Source organism: Streptomyces beijiangensis, assembly GCF_017315755.1.
Lineage (GTDB): Bacteria > Actinomycetota > Actinomycetes > Streptomycetales > Streptomycetaceae > Streptomyces > Streptomyces beijiangensis.
In genome coordinates this window covers 1-2,147 of sequence record NZ_JAFLRJ010000054.1, presented here as the reverse complement: position 1 = coordinate 2,147, position 2,147 = coordinate 1, and the positions used below count along the sequence as shown (strand labels likewise).

Below are 2,147 nucleotides of genomic sequence, written 5' to 3'. Positions count from 1 at the left end.
CCCCCGGGCCGAGACCAACGAAGCGATGCACGCCACCACCCCGAAGGTCATCAGGATCTCCACGACCCCGATCGCCCCACGCACGAGCGCATGTCGGAACCGGATCGGCCCCCCGTCGTCCCGCACCACCCGCAGCCCGCACGCCAGCTTCCCCAGCGAGCGCCCATGGCTGAGCGTCTCGACCGCGATCGGCGCCCCGACCAGTACCAGCAGGAACATCGCCACGGCCAGAGCAGCCGAAGCGGCCTCGTCCATCGAAGCGGTAGCAGCCAGGAGCCCTACAGAAATCGCGATGTACACAACCCAGACGCAGACCAGATCAATCAACAGAGCGAGCGCCCGACTGGGCAACTTCGCAGGCTGCAGCCCCAGTACGACCGCATCCCCCGTCACGAGCCAACTCACAGTCGCCCACCCACCCTTCGCCGAGATCCACAGTCTGCCAAGCTGACCGGCAACGCGCCGACGGGAAGCCACACCAGAACCAGAACCAGCAACCCAACAGAACCAATAACAGAAGCAGAGGCAGGAGCAGCAGTCCCATGGACCTGGATGTCTTCGTCACGGCCCACCGAGCCGAGTGGGACCGCCTCAACCACCTCCTGCACCGAGGCCGCCACCTCACCGGCGCCGAGGCCGACGAACTGGTGGCGCTCTACCAGCGCACGGCGACCCATCTCTCGCAGATCCAGTCCACCACCCCGGACCCCCTGGTGACAGCCCGCCTGACCCAACTCGTGGCCCGGGCCAGAGCCACAGTGACCGGCACCCGAAGGGCAAGCTGGCGCGACGCGGTCCGCTTCCTCACGGCCGGATTCCCCGCAGCGGTCTACCGCTCACGCCACTGGTGGGTCCCCACAGCCCTGATATCCACAGCGCTCGCCGCGCTGATCGGCTGGTGGATCGCGACCCACCCGGAAATCCAGTCCTCCATCGCGGCCCCCTCCGAACTCCGAGCCATGACCCGGCCGGGCGGTGAGTACGAGACGTACTACTCCAGCCACCCCGCAGCGTCCTTCGCAGCCCAGGTGTGGACGAACAACGCACAGGCAGCCACCATGTGCCTGGTCCTGGGCGCCTTCGTCTGCCTCCCGGTCTTCTGGATCCTCTTCCTCAACATGCTCAATCTCGGCGTCGGTATAGGCCTGATGTCGTCAGCCGGCCGCCTGGACACGTTCCTTGGCCTGGTCCTCCCGCACGGCCTGCTCGAACTCACCGCGGTCTTCGTAGCCGCCGGCACCGGCCTGCGCCTCGGCTGGACAGTCATCGACCCCGGCCCGCTCTCCCGCCGCACAGCCCTGGCGCAACAGGGCCGCGCAGCCCTGGGCATGGCCATAGGACTGGCCCTGGTCCTCTTTGTCTCCGGAGTACTGGAAGGCTTCGTGACCCCTTCCGGCCTCCCCACCTGGGGCCGCATCACCATCGGTATCGCGGCGGAACTGGCATTCCTCACCTACGTGTACGTACTCGGCGGCCGCGCCGCACGCGCCGGGGACACCGGAGACGTCGAAGAAGCAGACCGAAGCGCCGAACTCCCCATCGCGGCGTGATGTGCGTACGCCGCCTCTGACCTGCTAGTCTTCATCCCGCCCACAAAAACCGTTGACACGGTTCGAGTGGGGAGGTAGATTCGAACGGTTGCCTCGGACTGGACAAGTTCGAGCGAAACAGTTAGTGTCTCTCTAGCTCGCACCGGAAATTGAATTTCCGCAGAGCCTCCCGATTATTCAGAACATGAAGCCGATCAACTCGGCCGAATTACATCTGATAAAGTCGGAATCGCCGGAAAGCCGAAAGGCTGAAAAGCACCCCGCTTCGACCGGGAATCACACACGAAAGTGTCTGATAGAGTCGGAAACGCAAGACCGAAGGGAAGCGCCCGGAGGGCCCAGTGAAATGGGACCAAAGGAAGCGTCCGTTCCTTGAGAACTCAACAGCGTGCCAAAAGTCAACGCCAGATATGTTGATACCCCGGCCCACTTCGGTGGGTTGGTGGTTCCTTTGAAAAAGTCCTTCCCTTTGCCGGGAAGGCAACACAGCGAGGACGCAGTGAACGATGGGTCCTATTCCGACCGATCGTTCCGCTCTTCCGATGTGTGATCCCGCAGTCTTTAATTAGACGCAGCCGGGAAAACATTCACGGAGAG

General features: G+C 63.9%; 2 protein-coding genes. One reads left to right on the top strand and one right to left on the bottom strand.

The features are described 5' to 3' along the window. A partial coding sequence (locus J0695_RS06345; protein WP_206960848.1) for an RDD family protein occupies positions 1 to 405 on the bottom strand: 405 nt, incomplete at its 3' end. Between the two features lie 137 nt (positions 406 to 542). Between J0695_RS06345 and J0695_RS06340 the strand changes: the two genes are divergently transcribed. After that, positions 543 to 1,550, top strand: coding sequence for a stage II sporulation protein M (locus tag J0695_RS06340; protein WP_206960847.1), 1,008 nt, complete (start codon positions 543 to 545; stop codon positions 1,548 to 1,550). Positions 1,551 to 2,147 lie beyond the last annotated feature (597 nt).